Genomic DNA, 22555 nt, shown 5'->3' with positions numbered 1-22555 from the left:
TCGGCTGCTGTTGTTTCACCGATCGAGGAGGCTCTGGTGCACGGTACGGACTCGAATGGGTTCAGCGCTCTGCATGAGGAGGCGGCGCCCCCCGCGACATCCGATCCGACCCCGTTTCCCCTTGCCCCCGCGCAACTCGGACTCTGGTACGCCCAACTGCTCGACCCGGATACGCCGATCAACATCGCCCAATACGTCGACGTCTGCGGCGAACTCGACGCGGGCGTACTCGCCGAGGTCTCCCGCGCCGCCGCGCTCGACTACGGATCGACGCTGGTGCGCCTCGGCGTCCGCGACGGCGAGCCCTATCAGTGCGTCGACCCCGCGCTGCGCATCGACATCCCCCTCATCGACCTCCGTGCGCACGACGACCCCGAGGCCGCCGCGCACGCCTGGATGCGCGCCGACGCGAGCGCACCGGTGGATCTGTTGCGCGACCGGCTGTTCGCGGGCGCGGTGCTGCGCATCGCCGAGCAGCGCTACTTCTGGTACCTGCGCGCCCATCACATCGTGCTCGACGGATTCGGCGCGCTGACCAACACCATGCGGGTCGCCGAGCGCTACACCGCGCGCGTACTCGGCGCCGAACCGGAACCGGTGCGGGCGAGCGACCTCGACGCGCTGGTGCGTGGCGAACTCGCCTACCGCGACAGCAGCCGCTTCGGCGCCGACCGGGCGCACTGGGCCGAACGCGTCGCCGGACTCGACGCGCCGACCAGCCTCGACGGCCGCACGGCCGCGCGCTCGGCGCACAACCTCATCGTCGGGCGAGCGCTGCCGCAGCCGCTGGTCGACCGGATGAACGCGCTGGCCGCGAGTCAGGATTCCACCATCGCGGTGGTCCTGCTCGCCGCGTTCGCCGGATACCTCGGACGCCTCACCGATCGCGACGACGTGGTGCTGAGCCTGCCGGTCACCGCGCGCACCACGGCGGTCATGCGACGCTCGGCGGGCATGCTGTCCAATATCGTGCCGCTGCGGGTCGGCGTCGGACCCGAGGTGAGCTGGGGTGATCTGCTGCGCGCCACCAGGGTCGAGGTGGCGGGCGCGCTGCGTCATCAGCGCTACCGGCACGAGGACATCCGCCGCGACGCCGAACACGACGGCAGGCCCGCGCGCCGCGCGCTGTTCGGCCCGCTGGCCAACATCATGCTGTTCAGCAGTGATCTCACCCTCGGCACGACCTCGGGGCGTTATCACGTGCTCTCGACCGGGCCGGTCGAGGATCTGAGCCTCAACGTGTACTACGGCGAGCGCGACAGCGTGCACGTCGATTTCGAGGCCAACCCGAACCTCTACCGCGACGACGACCTGGCCCGCCACCACGCGCGCTTCCTCGACTATCTGGAGCGCCTCGCCGGTCTCGAACCGGACGCGCCGGTGATCTCGGTCGACGCCGCGACCGCGTTGGAGGTCGAGGTCAGCACCGAGATCTGGAACGCCACCGACTTCGACGTCGCGGGCGCGGTCGGCGCGGACGCCACGCTGATCGCACTGTTCGAGGCGCAGGTCGCACGCACACCCGACGCGGTCGCCCTGCGCGCGGCGGGGGTCGCGCTCACCTACCGTGAACTCGCCGCTCGGGTCCGCGGGCTCGCGCGGCGGCTGATCGCCTCCGGGGTCGGACCGGAGACGCTGGTGGCCTTGCACATCCGCCGGTCGGTTGACCTGGTCGTCGCCATGTACGCGACGGTGGCGGCGGGTGGTGCGTATCTCCCGCTCGATCCCGACCATCCGGTCGAGCGCACCGGTCACATCCTCGCCACCGCCCGTCCGGCGTTGCTCCTGTGCGCGGCGGGAAGCGAACCGGAATTCGACGGCTGCACGGTGCTCGCCCTCGACCGGGGCCTGATCTCGGATACCCCTGTCACGCAGCGGGAACGCCGGTTGCCGCTGCGGCGGGACCACCCGGCCTACGTGATCTTCACCTCCGGGTCGACGGGGTTGCCGAAGGGTGTCGCGATCGGTCACGGCGCGATCGTGAACCGGCTGGTGTGGATGCAGCGGACCTACCGGCTCACCGCCGAGGACGTGGTGTTGCAGAAGACGCCCGCCACCTTCGACGTGTCGGTGTGGGAGTTCTTCTGGCCGTTGCAGGTCGGCGCGACCCTGGTGCTCGCCGAACCCGACGGGCACCGCGATCCGGACCGGCTGCACGCCACCATCGCCGAATACGGGGTGACCACAGCGCATTTCGTCCCGTCGATGCTAGAGGCGTTCCTCGCGCACCGCGACATCGACCGCGACGGCACGCTGCGCACGGTATTCGCCTCAGGGGAGGCGCTGCCCGCCGCCACCGCACAGCGACTACGCGTGCTCACCGGCGCGCGCCTGCACAACCTGTACGGTCCGACCGAAGCGGCGGTCGACGTCACCCACCACGAAGTCACCGATGCCGACACTCTCACTGTGCCGATCGGTGCGCCGGTGTTCAACACCCGGCTCTACGTTCTCGACTCCCGATTGCGGCCGACGCCCGTCGGCGCCGCGGGCGAGCTGTATCTGTCGGGGGTACAGCTCGCCCGAGGGTATGTCGACCGGCCCGGCCTCACCGCCGACCGGTTCGTCGCCGACCCGTTCGCGCGCGGTGCGCGCATGTACCGCACCGGCGACTCGGTGCGCTGGACCGCGAACGGTGCACTCGAATATCTCGGCCGCACCGATTTCCAGGTGAAACTGCGCGGCCTTCGCATCGAACTCGGTGAGATCGAGGCGGTGCTGGCCGGGGTGGATTCGGTGGTGCGCGCGGTCGTCGTCGTACGTGACGACGCCGGGGTCGGCGAGCAGCTCGTCGGATACGCGGTGGAATCCGAGCCGGGCGCCGTCACGCCGTCGGCGCTGCGCGCGGCGGCGGCGCGGGCGCTGCCCGCCTACATGGTGCCCGCCGCGTACGTGGTGCTCGACGCGCTGCCGGTGAACGCCTCCGGCAAACTCGACCGTTCCGCGCTGCCCGCGCCCGAACGGGTCGCGATCGAATACCGCGCGCCCGCGACCGCGGTGGAGTCGGCGGTGGCGGGGGTGTTCGCCGAAGTGCTCGGGGTCGAGCTCGTCGGCCGGGACGACGACTTCTTCGCACTCGGCGGCAACAGTTTGGTGGCCACCAGGGTCGCCGCGCGCCTGAGCGCGGACCTTGGTTGCCCGCTCGGCGTCCGCGAGGTCTTCACCGCGACAACGGTGGCCGACCTCGCCGAGCTGATCGAGCGGGCGGGTGGAACCGGCGGCGCCACGGCCGCGCGGCTGCGGGCACGGCCGCGGCCGCCGCTGGTTCCACTGTCTCCCGCGCAGCAGCGGATCTGGTTCCTGAACCGGTTCGAACGCGACGGCGCAGGCTACAACATGCCGTTCGTGGTGCGGTTGCGCGGACGGGTCGACGTCGCGGCGCTGCGCGGGGCGCTCGCCGATGTGGTGGATCGACACGAGGTGCTGCGGACCCTGTTCCCGGCGCTTCCCGTGGGTCACCCGGACGGTGTCGCCGCCCAGCAGGTGGTTTCCCATGTGGTGTCGGACTACGAGCCTGAGCCCGTCGCGGCCGACGCTCTGGGAGCCGCTCTCGACGAATTCGCCGCGGCCGGTTTCGATCTCGAACGCGAGATTCCGTTGCGGGTCCGGCTGTTCGAGGTGGGTGACGGCAGTTGTGCGCTGGTGATCGTGCTGCACCACATCGCCGCCGACGGATTGTCACTGCGGGTGCTCGCCCGCGATGTGATGTTCGCCTACACCGCGCGGCACGCCGGTCTCGAGGTGCGCTACGCCGATCTCGAAGTGCAGTATGCCGATTACAGCCTGTGGCAGCGGGAAGTGCTCGGGTCGCCCGCGGATCCGGATTCGCGGGCGGCGCGGCAACTAGCGTTCTGGACCGATGCGTTGGCGCAAGCGCCGGATCATCTCGAGCTGCCGACGGATCGGCAGAGGCCCGCTGTCGCCTCGGGGCGTGGTGCGGTGCACCGCTTCGAGATTCCCGGTGCGGTGGCGCGTGGTGTCGCCGAACTCGCACGTGCGCAGGGTGTTTCGGCGTTCATGGTGATGCACGGGGCGCTGGCGGCGCTGTTGTCGCGGATCGGCGGTGGCGCGGACATCGTGATCGGCACTCCGGTGGCCGGGCGGGGTGAGCGGGCGCTCGACGAACTCATCGGCATGTTCGTGAACACGCTGGTGCTGCGGACCGCCGTCCGTGCGGGCGAATCCTTCACCGCGCTGCTGCGGCGGGTGCGCGACACCGATCTCGCCGCTTTCGGGCACGCCGACCTGCCGTTCGAGCAGCTGGTCGAGGCCGTGAATCCGGTGCGGTCGCAGGCCAGGCATCCTTTGTTCCAGGTGCTGCTCGCTTTCGACGACGCGGCGTCGGTCGAGTTGACGTTGCCGGATCTCGAGGTGTCGGCCGAGGTGCTCGACACCGGCGCCACCAAATTCGATCTTCAGCTGACGGTGTTCGGCGGGTTCACCGGGTCCGATCCTGTCGCTGCCGAATTCGGATACGCGACGGATCTTTTCGATGCGGACACGATCATCGAACTCGCCGGATGGCTGTCGCGATTGCTCGCAGGGATCGTCGCCGATCCGGATGCGGCGGTGGGTGATCTGCCGTTGTTGGACGAGGCGGGGTTGCGCGCGGCTGTGGCTCGGGGTGCACGCGGTGGGCCCGATGCCGGGGTGACGGTGCTCGATGCCTTCGACGCACAGGTGCGTCGCACTCCGGATGCGATCGCGGTGGTCGATGGGCAGCGGTCGCGCACCTACTCGGAGTTCGCCGAAGAGGTGGATCGGCTCGCGCGGGCGCTTTCCGCGACGGGTGTCGGGGCGGAACGCACGGTCGTGCTCGGCATGCGGCGCTCGCTGGAATTCGTCACCGCCGCGTATGCCGTGCTCGTCGCAGGCGGAGCGTATGTGCCGGTCGATCCCGAGCAGCCCCCGGCGCGGTTGGCGCAGATCGTGGCCGAGGCCGCGCCTGTGTGTGTGTTGACGCGCACGGTCGACGGCTGGGATGCGACCGACGATGTGCCGGTGTTCGCGGTCGACGGGCTCGATTTCGTGACCGATCGCGCGTTGGTGTCGGCGGTCGACGGGCTCGATTCCGTGGCCGATGGCGCGCCGGTAGTCGTGGTCGACGGATCCGGTGCTGTGTCGGAGATCGCGGTCGGCGGAGTCGATCCCGCGATCGACTCCGCGCCTGCCGCGCATCGCGGTCCGCGCGCGGAAGGGCTCGCGTACCTGATCTTCACCTCCGGGTCCACCGGCAGGCCGAAAGGCGTTGCGGTGCGGCACGGGTCGATGGCCGCTCAGGTTCGCTGGATCGCCGACGAGTACGGGATCGGCGGTGCGGACGTGGTCCTGTTCAAGACCCCCGCTACCTTCGATGTGTCGGTGTGGGAGCTGTTCGCGCCGCTCACTCGTGGCGCGCGGATCGTGGTCGCCGAACATGATGGCCACCGCGACGCCCGCTACCTGGCTTCGGTGATCGAAGCCGAGGCCGTGACCATGACCTCCTTCGTGCCGTCGATGCTCACGGTATTCGCCGGATTGGTCGAGCCCGCCGAGATTTCCTCGCTGCGTACGGTTTTCGTCGCCGGTGAGGCTATGACGGGCGCGGCGGCGGCCACCTTCGCCGCGGTGTGCGACGCCGAACTGCACAACCTCTACGGCCCTACGGAATTCACGGTGCACGCGACCCACGCGCCGGTCGATCCGGCGGCGTCGGGGCCATCGCCCATCGGGGGACCGGTCGCGAACAGCCGGGTGTTGGTCCTCGACGAGCGGCTGCGTCCGGTGCCGGAATCGGTGGTGGGCGAGCTGTATTTGGCAGGCGTTCAGGTGGCGCGCGGCTATCACGGACGCGGTGCGCTGACCGCGCAGCGGTTCGTGGCGAATCCGTACCGGCCCGCGGGCGAGCGCATGTACCGGACCGGGGATCTGGTGCGCCGGACTCGTGCGGGTGCGCTGGAATATCTGGGGCGCGGCGACTTCCAGGTGAAGTTGCGCGGGCAGCGGATCGAGCTCGGGGAGATCGAGGCGGCGCTGCTGGCACGGGAATCGGTGCGTGCGGCGGCGGTGCGGGTGCACGGCGCGGCGGGCGGGGAGATTCTCGTCGCCTATGTGGTGACCGACTTGCCCGAGGAATCCCTCGCCGATGTCCTGAGCGTTGATCTACGCGGAATCCTGCCCTCCTACATGGTTCCCGCCGCTTACGTGCGGTTGGAGGCCATGCCACTGACGAGTTCGGGCAAGCTGGATCGCAATGCGCTGCCCGAACCGGAACGGTCGACGGTGTCCTACCGCGCGCCCGAGACCGACGAAGAGCGTTTGGTCGCCGCGGAATTCGCCGATGTGCTCGGACTCGACCGGGTCGGCCTCGATGACGACTTCTTCGCCCTCGGCGGGAATTCGCTGGTGGCGACCCAGATCACGGCGCGGCTGGCGGCGGCGGTCGGCGCCGAGGTGCCGGTGCGGTCGCTGTTCGAATACCCGACGGTGGCCGGCCTCGCCGCGCATCTGCCCGCAGGCGGGAACGGGCGGTCGCGGCGTCGGTTGGTGGCCGGTCCGCGACCGGATGTCCTCGCGCTGTCCTACGCGCAGCAGCGCATGTGGTTCCTCAATCAGCTCGACGGCGCGTCGGCGGCCGAGAATCTCGCCGCTGCCCTGCGACTGCGCGGTCCGCTCGCGCACGCGGCGTTGCGCGCGGCCGTCGCGGACGTGGTGACCAGGCACGAGACCCTGCGCACCGCGTATCCGGCGGTGGACGGTATCGCGCGGCAGCAGGTCATGCCCGCCGATGCTGTCACACACGCCCTCGAGACCGAATCGGTGACCGAGGACGAATTGTCGGCCCGGATCGCGGAGGTAGTCGCGACGCCTTTCACCGTCGACCGGGAACCGCCGGTGCGGTTGGCGCTGCTGCGCGTCGGGACCGAGGATCACGTCCTGGTCGTGGTCATTCATCACATCGCCGCCGACGGCTGGTCCCTCGCGCCGCTCACCCGCGATCTGATGCTCGCCTACGCCGCCCGCAGCGGCGGCGACGCGCCGCATTGGTCGCCGCTTCCGGTGCAGTACGCCGATTTCGCTCTCTGGCAGCGTTCGGAACTCGGCGCCGAGGACGACCCGGATTCGCCGCTGGCCACCCAGATCCGTTTCTGGTCCGATGAACTCGCGGGCGCACCCGACGTGCTCGCGCTGCCCACCGACCGACCCCGCCCGGCTGCCGCATCGGGACGCGGTGCGCGCCACGGCTTCCGGATCGACGCGGTCACCACCTGTCGACTGCGCGCCGTCGCCGCGTCCGCGAACGCGTCGCTGTTCATGGCGTGCCACGCGGCATTCGCGGTGTTGCTCGCGAAACTGTCAGGACAGCGCGACATCTCGGTGGGCACGCCGGTCGCGGGCCGAGGTGACCGCGCGCTCGACGGCCTGGTCGGCATGTTCGTCAACACCCTGGTCCTGCGGACCGAGGTCGACCCCGACCTCCGATTCGGCGACCTGCTCGCCGCCGTCCGCGCGAGCGACCTGCGCGCCTTCGAACACGCCGAGGCGCCTTTCGAGCGTCTGGTCGAGGTTCTCGATCCGCCGCGCTCGGCCGCGCGCCACCCGCTGTTCCAGGTGATGCTCGACTTCCAGAACACCGCGCAGACCGCACTCGAACTCGCGGGACTCACCATCTCCGACCTCGAGATCGATACCGGTACAGCGAAATTCGACCTGCATCTCAGCCTGCGTGAATCCGCCGACGGACTGGACGCGGTCATCGAATACGCCACCGACCTGTTCGACGCCACCACGGTGGCGACCTTCGCCGAGCGACTGTGCCGGGTCATGGATGCCGCCGCCGGTGACCGGCTGATCGCGACGATCGACCCGCTCTCCGCCGAGGAACGGGTGCTGTTGCTCGAGACCAGGAACGCCACGGCGCACCCGGTCGCGGCCGACGCCACCCTGGCATCGCTGTTCGAGGCGGGCTGCGAGCTCGATCCGCGCGCCGTCGCCGTCACCTTCGAGGGTGAGTCGCTGACCCGCGCGGAATTCGCGAGTCGGGTTCGTCGGCTGGCAAGACTGCTGGTGTCGATCGGGGTCGGGCCGGAGCGCACGGTGGCGGTCGCGCTGCGTCGGTCGATCGACCTCGTGGTCGCACTGCACGCGGTGGTGGTGGCGGGCGGGGCCTATGTGCCGCTCGATCTCGACCATCCGGCGCGGCGGATCGGTGAGGTGCTCGACGGTGCGCGGCCGGTGTGTGTGCTCAGCCGTAGTGACGACGGGCTGGAACTGCCGTCGGACGGCAGGTGGGCACTGCTCGATCTCGACGTGCTCGACACCGACGACTATTCCGGCGCGCCGCTCACCGACGCCGACCGTCTCGCTCCGCTGCGGCCGGAGCACACCGCGTACGTGTTGTTCACCTCCGGTTCGACGGGCAGGCCGAAGGGCGTCGCGGTATCGCACGCGGCGATCGTGAATCGGCTCGTGTGGATGCAGGATACGTATCCGATCGGGCCCGAGGACGCCGTGCTCCAGAAGACGCCCGCGACCTTCGACGTGTCGGTGTGGGAGTTCTTCTGGCCCGCGCAGGTCGGCGCCAGGCTGGTGGTGGCGCGGCCGGAGGGCCATCGCGAACCCGCCTACCTTGCCGATGTCGTTCGGCGCGAACGGGTCACGGTGGTGCATTTCGTGCCGTCGATGCTCGCGGTCTTCGTCGCGGACCCGGCGGCTGCCGAATGTTCGCACCTGCGGCTGGTATTCGCCTCCGGTGAGGCGTTGCCGCCGGAACCGGCGCGGCGGATGCGCGAGCTCACCGGGGCGCGTGTGCTCAACCTCTACGGCCCGACGGAGGCCGCCGTCGATGTCACCCACCACGAGGTCACCGACGCCGACACGGTGAGCGTGCCGATCGGCGTTCCGGTCGCCAATACCGGGGTCTACGTGCTCGATGACCGGCTGCGGCTGGTCGCGCCCGGTGTGCCCGGCGAACTGTACCTTTCCGGCGCGCAGTTGGCGCGCGGCTACCTCGGGCGACGCGATCTCACGGCCGACCGGTTCGTCGCGCACCCCTTCGGCGCGCCCGGTGCGCGCATGTACCGCACCGGCGACCTGGTCGCCTGGAATCGTGACGGCGAGCTGGAGTTCCTGGGCCGCACCGACTTCCAGGTGAAGGTGCGCGGTCTGCGCATCGAACTCGGCGAGATCGAAGCTGCCGCGAACGCACTCGACGAGGTCGCGCAGGCTGCGGTCACGGTGCACGACGGCGGGCGACTGGTCGCCTATCTGGTGGCCGCCGAGCGGGAGATCGATCTCGCGGCCGTGCGCGCCGCCCTCACCCGCCGACTACCGGCGTACACGGTGCCCTCGGACTATGTCGTCCTGACCGAATTCCCGCTCAACGCTTCCGGAAAGCTCGACCGCAAGGCGCTGCCCGCACCCGATGTGGAACCCGTCGCCTTCCGCGAGCCGGTCACCGCGACCCAGCGCGCGGTTGCCCGCGTATTCGCCGATGTCCTGGATCGTCCGGGCATCCAACGCGTCGGATTGGACGACGATTTCTTCGCGCTCGGCGGCAATTCGCTGTCCGCGGCGCAGGTGGTCGCGCGGGTCGGCGCGGTGGTGGACGGCCTGATTCCGGTCCGTGTGCTGTTCGAGGCGTCGACGGTGGCGGCGCTGGCCGAACACGCCGACCTGGTGCGCGGCGACGGCAGGCGGATCCCCCTGACCGCGCGCCCCCGCCCGGCGCGCATCCCGCTCGCCCCGGCCCAACAGCGCATCTGGTTCCTGAACCGATTCCTCAACGACGCCGACGGTGGTCCCGGCGACGCGCAGGACAACATTCCGTTGGCCCTGCGCCTCACCGGGGCCCTTGATGCGGAAGCGTTGACTCGCGCGCTCGGTGATGTGATCGAGCGGCACGAGTCACTGCGGACGGTGTATCCGGAGAGTGTGGACGGCCCGGAGCAGGTGATTCGCTCTGTCGCACAGACATTCTCGTCTCCAGAGTTCGGCTCGTGGCATGCGCGTGGCTCGTCCGGTGCGCGGGATTCATCGGATGCGCGGGCCATATCGGGTGCGCGGGATCGGTCGGGCGCGCACGCCTCGGCGGACTCACTCGGCGGCGATCTCTCGGCGGCGGGAAGTGCGCCGACAGATTCTGCCCACGTCGAAGCAGGCGCGGTGCGGGGAATCATCGCAGCAGCGTCGATAACCGAAACCGAGTTGCCCGAGCGGCTGCGGCGGTGTGCCGCGCAGACCTTCGATCTGACCACCGACCTGCCGTTGCGCGCCGAATTGTTCGCGCTCGCACCGGACGAGCACGTACTCGTGCTCGTCCTGCATCACATCGCGGCCGACGGCGTCTCGCTCGCACCGCTCGCCACAGACCTCATGACCGCGTACACCGCGAGGCGCGGCGGCTACGCACCCGAATGGGCGCCGCTGCCTGTGCAGTACGCCGACTACAGCCTGTGGCACACCGAAATTCTGGGCACACCGGAAGATTACGCGTCCACCGCGCATCGACAGTTGGAGTTCTGGCATCGGACCCTGGACGGTCTGCCCGAACAGCTCGACCTGCCCGCGGACCGCCCGCGTCCGACCGTCTCGGACTTCCGCGGCGCCACCCACCGCTTCCGCATCGATTCCGACCTGCACAGCGAACTGCGCGAATTGGCGCACAAACGTGAGACCACGCTGTTCACGACCGTGCACGCGGCGCTCGCGGTGCTGTTGGCGCGGCTGTCGGGCAGCGGCGATATCGCCATCGGCACACCGGTCGCCGGCCGCGGCGAAGCCGAATTGGACGCGGTGGTCGGCATGTTCGTCAATACCGTGGTGCTGCGCAGCGTCATCGACCAGCGCGCGCGGTTCGAAGCGGTGCTCGACGCGGTGCGCGGCGCCGACCTCGACGCGCTCTCGCACGCCGACATCCCCTTCGAACAGGTCGTTGACCGGATCGCGCCGACGCGGGCGCGCAACCGGCATCCACTGTTCCAGGTGGCGCTGAGCTGGCAGAACTTCACGATGCCCGCGGTCGAATTGGCCGGACTCGGGGTCGCGCCGGTGCGATTCGACACCGAGACCGCGAAATTCGATCTCCAGTTCACCGTCCTGGAATCCGATGACGCGGACGGCAGGGCCGACGGTCTCGACATCGAGATCTGCTATGCGACCGAGCTGTTCGACGCCGATACGGTCGCGGTGCTGGCCCGCCGCTACACCCAGGTGCTCGAGGCCATCGCCGCCGACGCGACGGTGGTGGTCGGCGACATCCAACTGCTCAGCGCCGAGGAGCAGCAGCGTGCGCTGCACGAATGGTCGCGTACCGCGGTGGATTCAGCGATCGGCGACGACACTCTCGCGGACCGGTTCGCCGCGGCGACCTGTCTCGATCCGGCGGCCGTCGCGGTCGTCGCCGGGACTCGTACGCTGAGTTACGCCGAACTCGACGCGTGGTCGAACCGGCTCGCGCGCCGACTGATCGCGGCGGGCGTCGGACCGGACGCGCTGGTCGCGGTCGCGCTGCCGCGTTCGGTCGAACTGGTGGTCGCGTTGGTCGCGGTGCTCAAGGCGGGTGCCGGATACCTGCCCGTCGACCCGAACTATCCGGCCGACCGCATCGAGTACATGCTCGCCGACGCCGCGCCGCTGTGCGCCATCGGCGGCGCGGCCACCGACCTGCCCCGCGACTGGTTCGGCGGACCTGTACTCGATGTCGCCGCCGACAATCTGGCCGATCTCGACCCGAGTTCGCTGACCGACGCCGATCGACGCGCGCCGCTGCGCGCGGCCGACACCGCCTACGTCATCTACACTTCCGGCTCCACCGGTCGACCTAAAGGCGTTGTCGTACCGCATCGTTCGGTGCTGCGCCTGCTTGACAACACCCGCGCCGACTTCGGCTTCGACGCGACCGACGTGTGGACGATGTTCCACTCCTACGCTTTCGACTTCTCGGTGTGGGAACTGTGGGGCGCGTTGCTGTACGGCGGTCGGCTGGTCGTCGTCGACTACTTCACCTCGCGTTCCCCCGAGCAGTTCCGTGACCTGCTGGTGCGCGAGCGGGTCACGGTGTTGAACCAGACACCCTCGGCGTTCTATCAGCTGATCGCCGCCGACGCCGCGCACGAACCCGCTGAATTCGCCCTGCGCACGGTTATTTTCGGCGGCGAGGCGCTGGAACCGCAGCGGTTGGACGGTTGGTTCGCCCGCTACGGTGACCGCCCGCGCCTGGTGAACATGTACGGCATCACCGAGACCACCGTGCACGTCACCCGGCGTGAACTCGCGCCGGGATCGGGGGCGGCCAGTGTCATCGGCGCCCCGATTCCCGGCCTCGTGGTGCGGATCCTCGATGCGCGACTGCGCCCGGTTCCGGTGGGCGTGCCCGGCGAGATCTACGTGTCCGGCGGTCAGTTGGCGCGCGGCTACCTCGGTCGTCCCGCGCTCACCGCGGGCCGCTTCGTCGCCGACCCGTACGCGGGCGACGGATCACTGGCCTACCGGTCCGGCGACCTCGCCCGCTGGAGCGCCGACGGCGAACTGGAATATCTCGGCCGCGCCGATCAACAGGTCAACCTGCGCGGTTTCCGCATCGAACTCGGCGAGATCGAGACCGCGCTGCTCGAGGTCGGCGCGCCGTCGGTGCGCGAAGCCGCCGCGGTGGTGCGCACCGATCAGGAGCAGACGCGAATCGTCGGCTATGTGGTGGGCGACGCGATCGACACCGCGGCCTTGCGCACCGGACTCGCGCGCGCACTGCCCGAACACATGGTGCCCGCGGCAGTCGTCGTGCTCGACCGTATTCCATTGACCGTCAACGGCAAACTCGACCGCGCGGCACTTCCCGCGCCGGTATTCGACGGCACCGTCTATCGCGCGCCGAGCACCGTCGCCGAGGAGATCGTGGCGGGGGTGTTCGCCGAGGTGCTCGGCAGGCCGGACGCGCGGATCGGCGCCGACGACGACTTCTTCGAACTCGGTGGGAGTTCGCTGCTCGCGGCGAAGGCGGTCGCCAGGATCGGCGCGGCGCTCGGGCGTTCGGTCGGGGTGCGGGCGCTGTTCGAGGCGCCGCGGGTCACCGACCTGGCCGCCCGCACCGCGCTCGAATCCGGCCGGGTGATGCCCGCGCTGGTCGCGGGCGCGCGGCCGCGCAGGCTGCCGCTCTCGCCCGCGCAACGGCGCATGTGGTTCCTCAACCGGTTCGATCGCGAATCCACCGCCTACAACATCCCGATCGCGTTGCGCCTCACCGGCGACCTGCACGCGGCGGCGCTGGCCGCCGCGCTCGCGGACGTGATGGCTCGACACGAATCGCTGCGCACCAGATACCCGGAGGTCGACGGCGAACCCGAGCAGGTGATCGTGCCGGTCTCCGAAGCGGTGCCCGCGCTGTATCCGGTCGAGATCACCGAGGCCGCGCTGCCGGGGCTGCTGCGTGAACTCGCCCGGACGCGTTTCGATGTCGCCGCGCACGCACCGATTTCGGTGCGGCTGTGGCGGATCGGCGGCGACCACGTGCTTGCCGCTGTGCTGCACCATATCTCGGCCGACGGTTCGTCCATAGCGCCGTTCACCCGAGACCTGATGCTCGCCTACGCCGCCCGCGTCGACCACCGCGCGCCGAGCTGGTCGCCGCTCGCGGTGCAGTACGCGGATTACGCGCTGTGGCAACGGGAAGCGCTCGGCAGCGAGGACGATCCGGATTCGGCGGCCGCCGAACAGATCCGCTACTGGACCGAGGCGCTGGCCGACCTGCCGGATCAGCTGTCGCTGCCGACCGACCTGCCTCGGCCCGCGCGCCAGAGCCTGCGCGGAGCCAAGGTCGAATGGCGGGTGGACGCGGCCACCCATGCGGCGTTGCTCGCCCGCGGCAGGCGTGGCGGCGCGACGCTGTTCATGGTGGTGCAGGCGGCGTTCGCGGCGGTGCTCGCCCGACTCTCCGGCTGCGCCGACATCGCCGTCGGCACGCCGATCGCGGGCCGCGGGCGCGCCGAACTCGACGACGTCATCGGCATGTTCGTCAACACGCTGGTACTGCGCACCCGGGTGGACACCGCGCGCGGATTCGAGGATCTGCTCGCGGCGGTGCGGGCCGCCGACGTCGCCGCCTTCACCCACGCCGACGTGCCGTTCGAACGGTTGGTCGAGGTGCTGAACCCGGAACGGTCCACCGCGCGGCATCCGCTGATCCAGGTCGGGTACTCCTTCCAGAACCACGATCGCGGCGCCCTCGAATTGCCGGGACTCGAGGTACGTCCGATCGAATTCGACAGCGGTGTCGCGCAATTCGACCTGCATCTGTTCGCCGTCGACACCTACGCCACCGACGGGTCGCCCGCGGGCATCGATGTGGCCCTCGGCTACGCCACCGACCTGTTCCTGCCCGCCACCGCCGCGCGCGTCTGCGAACAACTGCGTCGCGTGCTCGATGCCGTGGCACGCGAAACCGACAGCCTGATAGGCGATCTCGACCTGCTCGGCGAGACCGGCCGGGCGCGTCTGCTCGACGGCTGGAACCGCACCGCGCACCCGGTGCCCGTCGTGACCCTCGCCGACCTCGCGGCCGAACAGGCCGCACGCACCCCGAACGCGATGGCGCTGGTCGAGGCCGATGGCGGTCGACGCCTGACTTACCGAACCTTCGATTCGACGGTGAATCGGCTGGCCCGCAGACTGATCGAAGACGGCATCGGCCCGGAAACCACGGTAATCCTCGCCATGCGGCGCTCGCTGGAACTGGTGATCGCCATGTACGCGGTGGTGCGCGCGGGCGGCGCCTACGTGCCGATCGACCCCGACCACCCCGCCGACCGCATCACCCACATCCTGAACACCGCCGCACCCGTCTGCGTGCTGACCACCGCCGCCGACGGCATCCCGGCGCCCACCGAACTCCCGGTACTCGAGGTCGACCGGATCGACCTCACCCGTCACTCGGACCGCCCGATCCGCGACACCGACCGGACCCGCCCCCTGCGTCCCGAACACCCGGCCTACATCATCTTCACCTCGGGCTCCACCGGACTCCCCAAGGGCGTGAGCATGTCCCACGCCGCAGTGGTCAACCAATTGACTTGGCTACGCGATCATTTCGCACTGAACGACCGAGACACGGTGCTGCTCAAGACTCCCGCGACCTTCGACCTGTCGGTGTGGGAATTCTGGTCGCCGCTCACCACGGGCGCCCGCTTGATCGTCACCGAACCGGGGACCGAACGCGAACCCGACCGACTCCGCGATCTCATGGCACGCCACGAGGTGACCATCCTGCACGCGGTGCCGTCCTTGATCGGCCTCCTCCTGGCGGTTTCGACCGTCTCGGTGGCGTCGAGCACCGGGGATTCGGTGTTCGCGAACGCCACACCGAACGCGGACTCCGCGGCTGCGTCGGAGGCCGCGCTGCCCACATCCCTGCGACATGTGCTGGCGATCGGTGAAGCGCTCGCTCCCGCCACCGCGTCCGAGTTCTTGCGGGTCGCGCGCGGCGGTACGAAGCTGTGGAATCTGTACGGTCCCACCGAAGCCGCGGTGTCGATCACCGCTTTCGAGGTGGCGAGCGCGCCCGAGCACACGGTGCCGATCGGGTCGCCCGCCTGGAACAGTCGGGTATACGTGCTCGACGGGCGATTACAGCCGGTGCCGGTCGGGGTTTTCGGTGAGTTGTATTTGGCTGGTACTCAATTGGCTCGCGGGTATCACGCGCGGCCGGGGTTGACGGCGGATCGTTTCGTGGCCGATCCGTTCGGTTCCGGCGCGGGCCGGATGTACCGGACCGGCGATATCGTGCGCAGGCGGGCGGACGGCGTACTCGAATATCGCGAGCGTGCCGACTTCCAGGTGCAGATCGGCGGCTTCCGCATCGAACTCGGTGAGGTCGAGACGGCGTTGCGTCGTCAGCCCGGTGTGCGGGCGGCGGTCGCGGTGGCGTATCGCGATGAGCGGGCAGGGACCCGCCTGGTCGCCTACGCTGCCATGCCTTCGTCGGTGTCAGCCGCGGGCGATTCGAATGCGGGTGGTTCGGCTGCGAGTATGCCCGGGGCCGATGTAGGCGATTCGGACAGGCGTGAAACGGATGCCGGGGGTTCGGAAGCCGGTGTGCGCGGTGCGGGAGTCGAGCTGCGGGCCGCGTTGACGGCGGAGTTGCCCGGGTACATGGTGCCCGCGACGGTTGTCGTGCTGGATGCGTTGCCGCTCAATGCCAATGGCAAGGTCGACCGGGGGCGGTTGCCCGAGCCGGTGTTCGCCGAGGCGGAGTTCCGCGCGCCGGTCAGCGCGACCGAGCGGCTGGTCGCCGAGACCTTTGCCGAGGTCATCGGGGTTTCCGCGCCCGGACTCGATGACGACTTCTTCGCGCTCGGCGGCAATTCGCTGCTCGCCACCCGGCTCGTCGCGCGGCTCGGTGCGGCGTTGGGGGTGCGGGTGCCGGTGGCGGCGGTGTTCGAGGCGACCACGGTGTCGGGGCTCGCCGAATACGTCGGCGCGCTCGACGCGTTCACCGGACCGGCTCTGGTGCGTCGCACCGAATCGGGACCCGCGCCACTCGCGCCCGCTCAGCAGCGCATGTGGGTGTTGAATCGGCTCGCACCGGATTCGGCGGCCTACAACATCCCGGTCGCCATCCGCTTGACCGGTGCACTCGACCTTGCGGTGCTCACCGCGGCCGTGACCGATGTCCTCGACCGCCACCACACCCTGCGGACCCGCTACCCGGATTCCGCCGATGGGCCGGTACAGGAGGTTCTGCCCGTCGGGCAGGTCGCCGTGAACTTGAGCCCCGTCGATGTAGATCCGGACGAGGTCACCGAGCGTGTCCGCGACATCGTCGCCACCGGATTCGATGTGACGGTCACCCCGCCGGTCCGCGCCGCGCTCCTGCGCACGGGCACGGACAGTTACGTGCTTGTGGTTGTGCTGCACCACATCGCCGCGGACGGGTACTCGGTGGAGCCGATGGCTCGCGACCTGATGCGTGCCTACCTCGATCGGGCTCGGGGCGAGGCGCCGGGCTTGGCGCCGCTCGCCGTCGACTATGCCGACTACAGCGTGTGGCAGCGCGACCTGCTCGGTGTCGCCGCCGACTCGCGGAGTCTGCTCGCGCGTCAACTCGACTACTGGACACGGGAACTCGCGGGCGTGCCGGAACTGCTGGCCTTGCCGACGGACCGACCGCGCCAGGCGCGTCGCGATATGCGTGGTGGAGCTGTCGATTTCGTGGTGAGCGCGCACCTCGCGACGCGCCTCGCGGAACTGGCGCGGGAGTACGGCGCCACGATGTTCACGGTTGTGCACAGTGCGCTCGCGGTGCTGTTGGCAAAGCTGTCCGGCGGCGTCGACATCGCGATCGGCGCTCCGGTGTCCGGGCGCGGGGCACGTGAACTCGACGATCTCATCGGCATGTTCGTGAACACCGTCGTACTGCGCACCGAGGTCGACCCGAAGGCCGGATTCGCGGATCTGCTGCGGCAGGCCCGCGATCGGAATCTGGCCGCGCTCGCCCACGTCGAGACGCCATTCGACCAGATCGTGGAAGCCATGGGGCGCACCAGGTCCAGCGCGTACAGCCCACTGTTCCAGGTCATGCTGACCTTCCAGAACCCGTCGGCCGGTCCGCTGACCCTCCCCGGCCTCACGGTGGAAGTCCTCGACCCGGATCTCGGCGAAGCCAAGTACGACCTCCAGCTCACCGCTGTCGAACGATTCGCCGCCGACGGCACACACACCGGCCTCGACCTCCGATTCGGCTACGCAGCCGACCTTTTCGACGCCGCTACTGTCGAACGCTTGGCCGAAAGGCTGCTGATCGTCTTCGAGACAGTCGCCGCGAACCCGGCTGTCGCGGTGCGCACCATCGACATCCGCACCGAAGCCGAACGCGCACCCGCGGTCACCGGGCGGTCCGCAGCCGGATCGACCGGTTGGTTCGACAGGCCGTCACGGCGGGAGACCATCCCGATGCCCGAGCAGTCGAAACTGTTCTCCGCGGGCCGATCGGCGCGGCCGACCCCCGACGCGTCGGGCGGCGCCGCTACCGCGCGGTGGGAGCAACCGGCCGCTGGGCAGCGGGGATCGTTCGCCCCCCGCGAATCGGTGCTGACCACCGATGACCGGTCGGAGCAGCCGACTACTGGACGATTCGGGCGGCCCGTCGCCGAGCGACCCGCTCTCACCGACCTGCCCGACCTGATCGCGGCAGCCGCGCGCACCGCTCCCGACGCCATCGCGTTCACCCACGGCGCGCACACCATCTCCTACGCCGCGCTGGCCGCGAAGGTGGCGACGGTGGCCAAGGCCATGGGCGCGGCGGCGAAACCGGAAGCGCTGATCAATGTCTCACTCGCCGGGCTGGTGCCCGGGGTTCTGGCCGCGCTGGGCGGCGGAGGTCTCGCCGAGGCCATGCGCACCCTGCACGACGACGCGCGGTCGGTCGCCGCGCACGGCCACCAGGAAGTCGATTCGGAAGGAATGCGCTGATGTCCTCAGCAGAATCGCTCACCTCCAGCGGATCCGACGATCCCACCGCGCCGCACCACCATTCGGCGCTGCGTCGGGCGTACGGAATCGACGACCTGCCGGGCTTGATCGACCTGGTCGCCGAGGTCGACCCGACCCGGATCGCGCTCAGTCACGACGGTGTCGGGGTGAGCTATGCGGTGCTGGCCGAGGAGATCGCCGCGCTGTCGGAGGCGATGGGCGGGGGGCTGAGCGCGGAGGCGCTGGTCCCCGTGGTCGTATCGGCGCGGCTACCGGCCTTGCTCGAGGCGGGTGACGGCGTGCTCGGTGCGGTCATGGCGCAGATGCTCGATGACGCGCTCGATGCGGCGGGCCATCTGCTGTCGACGGCGTTCGCGCCGGTGGAATCGCTCGTCACGGAATTCCAGGCGCAGGTGCGGCGCACACCGGACGCGGTGGCGCTGGAATGCCAGGGACGCACGCTCAGCTACGCCGAATTCGACGCGCGGGTGCGTGCGCTCGGACGGCGGCTGCGTGCGCTCGGCGTCGGGCCCGATGTGCTGGTCGGCCTTTCGGTGCGGCGGTCCTTCGATCTGCTCGTCGGCATGTACGCGATTCTGGAGGCGGGCGGCGGTTACGTCCCGATCGATCCCGAGCATCCCGCCGAGCGCATCGCCTACGTGCTGGAGACGGCCGCGCCCGCGCTCGTGCTCACCACCACCGCCGACGAACCCGATTGTGGCGCCGCGGTTCCGGTGCTGCGGATCGACGAACTCGATCTCGGCGGCGCGGCGCCCGTGGTCGCGGAGCCTTCGCGCGCGGTCTCGGCGGACAGCACCGCTTACGTCATCTTCACCTCCGGCTCGACCGGGCGGCCGAAGGGCGTCGCGGTGTCGCATCGCGCGATCATGGCGAATCTGCGCTGGCGGCAGCGGATGTACCGACTGGGCGGCGCGGATGTGGTGCTGCAGAAGACACCGTTCACCTTCGACGTTTCGGTGTGGGAGTTCTTCTGGCCGTTGCAGGTCGGCGCGCGCTTGGTGATCGCCGCGCCCGACGGCCACCGCGATCCGGCCTACCTGGCGCGCACCATCGACGAATACGGCGTGACCGTGGCGCATTTCGTGCCGTCGATGCTCGCCGTGTTCGTCGCGGAACCACAGGTGGAGACGGCCGTGACCTCGTTGCGCCTGGTGTTCGCCTCCGGTGAGGCGCTGCCCGCCGCGACGGCGGCCGCCTTCCGCGACGTCAGCGGCGCGACCCTGCACAACCTGTACGGCCCGACCGAGGCCGCCGTCGACGTGACCGCGCACGAGGTGACGGCCGCCGACGTGACCACGGTGCCCATCGGCGCGCCCGCCGACGACACCGACTTGCTGGTACTCGATGACACGCTGCGTCCGGTGCCGAGCGGCGTGGTGGGCGAACTGTATCTGGCGGGCGTGCAATTGGCCCGCGGCTATGTGGCGCGCGCGGGTCTGACCGCCGACCGGTTCGTCGCGAATCCCGAAGGCGCGCCGGGTGATCGGATGTACCGCACCGGCGACCTGGTGCGCTGGGTGTCGGATGTGGACGGCGGCCCCGCCGAACTGGAATATCTCGGCCGCACCGACTTCCAGGTGAAACTGCGCGGCCTGCGTGTCGAATTGGGCGAGGTGGAGGCGGCGTTGCTGCGCCACACGCAGGTCGCCCAGGCCGCGGTGGTCTTGCATCGGCGCGCGGGCGGTGACCATCTGGTCGGCTACGTAGTCGGCGCGGACGGCCGAGTCGATATCGCGGCCGTTCTGGATCAGGCACGTACCTCGCTGCCCGACTACATGGTGCCCTCGCTGCTCGTCGCATTGGACGCGATGCCGGTCAACGCGAACGGAAAGTTGGATCGGCGCGCGCTGCCCGAACCCGAATTCGGCACGGACACCGCCGAATACCGCGCGCCGAGCACAGATGCGGAGCGTGTGGTCGCGCGGATCTACGGCGAACTGCTCGGCCTGGAACGGGTCGGCGCGGACGACGACTTCTTCGCACTCGGCGGCAATTCGCTGGTGGCGACCAGGGCGATCGCGCGCATCGGGGCGGAACTCGGCGTATCCCTCGATGTCCGCGACTTCTTCGACGCGGCGTCGGTGGCGTCGGTGGCCGCCGCGCTCACCGTGCCGCCGCGTGCGGCGTCGGCGGCCGGGCCGCGCCTGCCACTGGTGGCCGCCGCACGTCCCGCGCTGGTGCCGCTCTCGCCCGCGCAGCGGCGCATGTGGTTCCTGAACCGGCTCGGCGCGGATTCCGTCGACCGCGATGTGGATACCGCCGCGGTGGACAACATTCCGCTCGCACTGCGTCTGCGCGGCCCGTTGGACCTACCCGCGCTCTCGGCCGCCGTCACCGACCTTGTCGTGCGCCACGAGATCCTGCGCACGGTGTACCCGCAGACCGAATCCGGTCCGGTGCAGGTGGTGCGGTCGGTGCACGCCGCCTTCGACCTGTCGCCGGTGCAGGTGCCCGAGGCAGATCTCGCCGACACGGTCGCGGCCGTGGCGGCGCGCGGATTCGATGTGGCCGAGGAGATCCCGGTGCGGGTCCGGCTGCTGCGCGGCGGCCACGAGGATCACACGCTGGTGCTGGTCGTGCACCATATCGCCGCCGACGGGGTGTCCCTCGGCCCGCTCATGGCCGACCTGTTCACCGCGTACGAGGCGCGCCGCGCGGGTCGAGCGCCCGCTTGGACCCCGCTGCCCGTCCAGTACGCCGATTACGCCCTGTGGCAACGTGAATACCTCGGCGACGCGCACGACCCCGATTCGACCGCCGCACGCCAACTCGCCTTCTGGACGGCCGAACTCGCGGATCTCCCGGCCCAATTGGATCTGCCCTCGGACCGCCCGCGCCCCGCGGCATCCACCTATCGCGGCGCCACCCGAGAATTCGCGCTCGACGCCGACGTGCGCGCCGCCATCGAAGCGCTCGCGGTCCGCTGCGGCGCCACCCCGTTCATGGTCGTGCACGCGGCGCTGGCCACCCTGCTCGCGCGACTGTCGGGAACCACCGATATCGCGATCGGCACCCCGGTGGCCGGACGCGGCGATGCCGCGCTCGACGAGCTGATCGGCATGTTCGTCAACACCATGGTCCTGCGCACCGAGGTGCCCGCGGCGCGGACCTTCGCCGAGCAGGTCGCCCACGTCCGCACCCGCGACCTGCGCGCATTCGCCCACGCCGAGGTGCCGTTCGAACAACTCGTGGAAGCCGTCGATCCGGCGAGGTCGCGCGCACGGCATCCGCTGTTCCAGGTCGCGCTGTTCATGCAGAACATGGCGTCGGTGGATCTCGACCTGCCCGAGTTATCGGTGCGACCCGTCGATTTCGATCCCGGATTCGCCAAATTCGACCTCCAGCTCACCATCTCCGAGCCGACGACGGCCGACGCCGGTTACCGCGCCGAATTCACCTATGCCACCGACCTGTTCGACGCCGCGACGGTGGACGAGTTCGCCACCAAATTCGTGCGGCTGTTGCGTGGCGCACTGGCCGAACCCGATCGCGCGATCGGCGATATCGAACTCCTCGACGCGGGCGAACTCGACTATGTCACCGCGAGCTGGAATGCCAGCGGGCACAAGGTCTCCGAACGATTCCTGCACGAGGGTTTCGAGAACCAAGTGCGCCGCACGCCGGACGCGGTCGCACTGATCGACGCCGATGGCGGCGAACTGACCTACACCGAACTGTCCGACCGCGCCAACCGGACGGCGCGTGCGCTGATCGCTTCCGGGGTCGGCCCGGAATCGCTGGTCGTGCTCGCGATACCGCGTTCGGTGGAACTCGTGGTCGCCATGTACGCGGTGCTGCGCGCGGGCGGCGCGTACGTGCCGATCGATCCGACGCATCCGGCCGAACGCATCGGCCACATTCTCGACACCGCCTGCCCGCATTCGGTACTCACCACTCGCGCCACGGGATTCCGTGCGCCGCAGGGTGTTCCGGTGCGATGTGTGGAGGACTTCGACCTGTCTGAACTCTCGTCCGCCAAGATCGCCGAGCGGGAGCGCACGGCGACGCTGCGACCCGAACACCCGGCTTACGTCCTGTTCACCTCCGGGTCGACGGGCAAGCCGAAGGGCGTCTCGGTGAGCCACCGCGCCATCAC

General features: G+C 70.0%; 2 protein-coding genes (1 of these 2 running past the window's edge). Both read left to right on the top strand.

What is annotated here, in order from left to right; translation table 11 throughout:
* Positions 1–36 precede the first annotated feature (36 nt).
* Positions 37–18438 carry a non-ribosomal peptide synthase/polyketide synthase gene (locus IT779_RS37305; RefSeq protein ID WP_198429193.1) on the top strand — a complete coding sequence of 6134 codons (18402 nt, stop codon included), beginning with the start codon at positions 37–39 and terminating at the stop codon, positions 18436–18438.
* Positions 18438–22555 carry the 5' portion of a non-ribosomal peptide synthetase gene (locus IT779_RS32200; RefSeq protein ID WP_196153255.1) on the top strand. It continues 21268 nt past the right edge of the window, so only the first 4118 of its 25386 coding nucleotides appear in the window; it begins with the start codon at positions 18438–18440; its stop codon lies beyond the right edge, outside the window. The genes IT779_RS37305 and IT779_RS32200 overlap by 1 nt, the downstream gene beginning before the upstream one ends.

The organism is Nocardia bovistercoris (assembly GCF_015674855.1).
Lineage (GTDB): Bacteria > Actinomycetota > Actinomycetes > Mycobacteriales > Mycobacteriaceae > Nocardia > Nocardia bovistercoris.
The sequence above is the reverse complement of the archived record's forward strand: the minus strand, read 5'-3'. Positions and strand labels throughout refer to the sequence as shown.